Annotated in this window: 3 protein-coding genes and 1 pseudogene; 1 reads left to right on the plus strand and 3 read right to left on the minus strand. The window is 49.7% G+C overall.

Annotation, left to right across the window (positions count from 1 at the left end; all coding sequences use genetic code 11):
• Nucleotides 1-34: 34 nt before the first annotated feature.
• The 3 genes and pseudogenes from BP822_RS04150 to BP822_RS04160 all read right to left on the minus strand — a co-directional run.
• A pseudogene (locus tag BP822_RS04150) lies at nucleotides 35-205 on the minus strand (zinc ribbon domain-containing protein); the annotation flags it as partial.
• A gap of 7 nt (nucleotides 206-212) precedes the next feature.
• The gene (locus BP822_RS04155; protein ID WP_013718490.1) at nucleotides 213-1,490 is read right to left on the minus strand and encodes an HlyC/CorC family transporter; all 1,278 of its coding nucleotides are present in this window, start codon (nucleotides 1,488-1,490) and stop codon (nucleotides 213-215) included.
• Between the two features lie 227 nt (nucleotides 1,491-1,717).
• On the minus strand, nucleotides 1,718-3,124 hold the full coding sequence (locus BP822_RS04160; RefSeq protein WP_013718491.1) for an FAD-dependent oxidoreductase: 1,407 nt from the start codon (nucleotides 3,122-3,124) through the stop codon (nucleotides 1,718-1,720).
• A gap of 265 nt (nucleotides 3,125-3,389) precedes the next feature.
• On the opposite strand from BP822_RS04160, the gene BP822_RS04165 reads away from it, so the two are divergent.
• Nucleotides 3,390-4,193, plus strand: a complete 804-nt coding sequence (locus tag BP822_RS04165) for a class I SAM-dependent methyltransferase (protein WP_273279009.1) — start codon at nucleotides 3,390-3,392, stop codon at nucleotides 4,191-4,193.
• Nucleotides 4,194-4,244: the final 51 nt, after the last annotated feature.

Below are 4,244 nucleotides of genomic sequence, written 5' to 3' on the forward strand. Positions count from 1 at the left end.
TTCCAGCCTGTGTTTATGTGACCACTCCCCACCCCTAAAGGGGTAGGGCTTCTACGTTTTTAATTCCGACAGATTGTAGTCCCAATCCAAGCATATTGATTGCCGCATTCCAATCTCGACTCACCGAAAGCCCGCAATGAGGGCAGTTATGGACGCTATCAGAAAGCGCCTTTTCAATCAGAATGCCACATCTAGAACACATCTTGAAGCCCTCACAATACAATGCTCTCTTCATCAGGCAGGGCTTCTGACATCAGCACCCTGATCTTTTTGATGCGGTTTTTTTCCACATTCTCGATTACGAACCTGGTGTTCATGTATTCGACGGATTCGCCTTGCCTGGGCAGTCTGCCCAATAGCTGGATCATAAAACCGCCTATTGATTCGTAATGCTCTGATTCGATATCCGTCCCGATCAGCTCGTTCAGCTCCTCGATCCTGGTGCTTCCATCGACGATGTACTCTCCTTCCCGGATCGTCTCGATCTCATTGGTTTGCATGTCGTACTCGTCTGATATCTCTCCCACGATCTCCTCAACCAGATCCTCCATGGTGACGATACCGGCCGTGCCCCCATACTCATCCAGGACTATGGCCATATGTGTCCTGCGCTTTTTCATCTCGCTGAAGAGCTCTGAGGTATTCATGAACTCGAATGTGTAGTAGGGCTTTTTCACAAACCCTTTCATGTCAAAGTCCCTCTTGGAATCCAGGTAGACCAGGTCCTTGACATTGAGAATGCCTACTATGTTATCGATCCTGTTGCTGTAAACTGGATAGCGGGAGAACTGCTCAGCTCTTATTATCTTTATGACATCCTCATAGGTGGCATTGATGTTTATGGCAATGATGTCCATCCGCGGAACCATAATATCTTTAACCAGCTGGTCCCCGAAGTCGAATACATTGCAGATCATCGTCTTTTCATGATCCTCGATGACACCCTCCTCCTCGCCCAAATTCACCATGGACTTGAGCTCCTCTTCGGTAATCGAGGGCAGTTTGGCATTGCTTCTGCAGCCAAAGAGCCGCAAGAATATGCTGGCTACACGGGAGAAGACCGCTACGACGGGACTCAGAATGTATGCTAAAACTGAGATAGGCCTTGCCACCAAGAGAGCTACTTGTTCAGACTTTTGAGCAGCCAGTGATTTGGGAGTGATCTCTCCGAATATGAGCACCAGCATGGTCATCACCCCGGTAGCGATGCCAACTCCGCTATCGCCGAAATATTTTATCGCCAGGACTGTGGCAATGGACGATGCGCTGATGTTTACTAAATTGTTGCCCACAAGGATAGTGCCCAGCAGTCGGCTGGGGTCTTTCCTCAGCTTTTCTACCACGCTGGCACCTCTTATCTTCTCCTCAACCAAATGGATAAGCCTGATCTTGCTCAGTGACATCAATGCGGTCTCAGATGCAGAGAAGAAAGCCGACGCGAAGAGCAGAAATCCAAGAAATGCTAAAAGCGCAGTTGTACTTAAATCCAAAGCCAATTCCTCATTGCTGGCCCGAAAACCTCGGAGAATCCAGTACGCATATTCATTTATCTAATTACTTTTAGCAATTGAGCAAATAAATCTTTCCCTGCGTGAATGCATGATCATGATAAATATGAGTCTATAAAAAGGAGGCGAAAAGGGGCGAAGCCCTGCACTCCCAGCCAGTTGCCATTGTGGACTGTAAGAGCTCCTCTAAACTCTTTTGCTCCCTAGAACTAACAGACGGATTTACTTTTCAGAGCGTCCTCGGCTGCATCCACGGTTACGTCCACGAGAAGAGATAAGGATGGATCGAAGCATCTTTCTGTGTTTCTGAGGTCCTCCGCGTTAACACAGGCTCTTATGGCCACTGCCATCTCATTTACTCTGTCTGAGACCGGGACCTCGGAGATCATCTGAGCCCCTAAAAGTTTCATGGAGAAGGCGTCGAAGATCAGCTTCATCGTAAGCGGCTTTGCCCCTGGGAAGTATCGAGCCTTGGTCAGCTTGGTTGCTTTGCCGGATATCGTCTTAATGCCCGCTCTCCCTGCCGCCTCCGTTGTCACCCCCACCGATCCAAAGTTCAGGCCGGCGATCTCGGCAACTACCGGGCCCATGCATGGGTCGTAAGATGAATACAAGCAGGGATTGCCTTTGATATCACTGATTATGTTATCTGAGATTACATTTGCCTGGACAACGGATGTAGAAGCCAGCTGGTTCAACTTCGGACGGAGGGTGATGCCATCAATGACCTCAATGCAGTCGCCCAGAGCAAAGACCTCTTTTAGGTAGCTCTTTTTGGTTTTAGCGTGCAATGAGTTGTCTGTGATAATTCCGCCAGTGTCTCCTATCTCAATTCCCGCCTCTTCTGCTAGCCTGACATTCGGCCTCATGCCCATGGCGACCACTACCATCTCCGCAGGAATCTCCTTCTCACCTCTTGGGCCAATGAGGACAGACCTGACCCGGCCGCCATCTTCTTTCAGGCCGGAAATCGGCTGGTTTTCCAGGATGAACTCTATTCCCTGCTTTTGCATCCACTCTTTGAGCATATCGCCCATATCCGGATCCAGGCCTCCGGGGAGCAATGAGGGGGGACCGGCAAGGACAGTGGTCTTGATACGATTGGCAGCAGCAGCGGCAGCGGCCTGTAATGCAATAATGCCCCGCCCTCGAACCAGCGCATTCTTCACTTCTCCTGATTTAAAGGCAGCCTCGATACTGTAGGCATCTTCCATGGTGCTGAGGGTGAATATGTTCTTCATAGTTGACTTTTCGATCATCTCGGGAAGAGCCGGCTTTCTCCCTGTGGCGATGACCAGATAATCGTATTTCAGAGTCTCTCCCGTCTTCAGCTTCAAGGTTTTATCGTCAGTGTTTATCCTTTCAACCTCGGTCTTGGTTCTGAAATCCACCCCTTGCTCTGAGAAGAACTCCGGCTTGTTGATAACAACCTTGTCTATTTCATACCATCCGCGGAGAGCATAAGGCAATCCGCAGACAGAGACCCAGCCGGTGTCCTCGCGCTTTAAAAGGACTATCTTGATGTCCTCTTTCGTTGCTATGCTCTTTTCCTGGAGGTCCTTCATCACAAATATCCCGGAAATTCCCCCGCCTATGATTACTGCCGTCTTGGTCATTTTGCGCACCTCTTCTGGTAAATGGACTTGAATGTACATTAAAAAACGAGATACTTATAGCTTCTTTGCTCTACTGCTCAAAATGGCGGGAAATTCCGCTGATCATTGCGCTGTTTAAATACTGGGCGATCGAGAATATATCTCCATCGCGATATTAGATATAATCTCTGCGCTTGATCGCATAGAACATAGATAAGATAAGGGATGGGCCTATAGATAAGCCGACAGCTAAGATTATTACCGATCCCAAATAAAAGAGGCCAGCATGAACAAAGCATACGTTCACGGCTACGATCCAAGGGAGAGCAGGCGCTTACAGGATCAGGCCACCACCCTTGTTCAGCTGCTTCACTCCGATACCTCCTATCCTGCAGGCAGCCGGGTCCTGGAGGCCGGCTGCGGGGTGGGAGCGCAGACTTTGACCCTATCTCGAAACAATCCAGAGGCATCGATCATCTCAATGGACATATCCCGGGCCTCCGTCCTCCAGGCCAGGGGAAAGGTTGAGGAAGCAGGCATTGAGAATATTGATTTTTTGCAGGCGGACATATTCCGTCTTCCCTTTGATCCCCAATCATTCGATCACCTCTTCCTCTGCTTCGTCCTCGAGCACCTGCCCAGACCGATGGAGGCCCTAATCGCTCTGAAGGACTTCATCCGCCCCGGTGGCACAATCACGGTGATTGAGGGAGACCACGGTTCAGCATACTTTTATCCGGATAGCATTGCTGCCCAAAGGGCGATCTTAGCCCAGGTGGAACTGCAAAGATTTGCAGGAGGCAATGCAATGATCGGAAGGGAGCTATATCCCCTGCTCTCTAAAGCAGGTTACATCTCGGTTCGAGTCTCTCCCCGCATGGTCTATGCCGACTCCAGCCGGCCGGAGATGGTGGAGGGCTTCACCAGGAACACGTTCACTGCCATGATTGAGGGCGTTCGGGAACAGGCCATAAAGTTGGGGATGATAAAGCCAGAGGCATTTGATGAGGGTATAAGGGATCTATACCGGACGACTGAAGAGGACGGGGTGTTTTGCTATACATTCTTCAAGGCAACTGGAATAAAATGATGAGGCTGGCTCGGGATTATAGTCATAATGGTAGTGTCCCGAAATTGCTGT

It is taken from the genome of Methanosaeta sp. UBA458 (genome assembly GCF_002496085.1).
GTDB lineage: Archaea > Halobacteriota > Methanosarcinia > Methanotrichales > Methanotrichaceae > Methanothrix > Methanothrix soehngenii.

Bases quoted from the DNA above. Each gene is read 5' to 3' on its own strand.
- BP822_RS04165 (WP_273279009.1), top strand. From the start codon at position 3,390: ATGAACAAAGCATACGTTCACGGCTACGATCCAAGGGAGAGCAGGCGC.
- BP822_RS04160 (WP_013718491.1), bottom strand. From the start codon at position 3,124: ATGACCAAGACGGCAGTAATCATAGGCGGGGGAATTTCCGGGATATTT.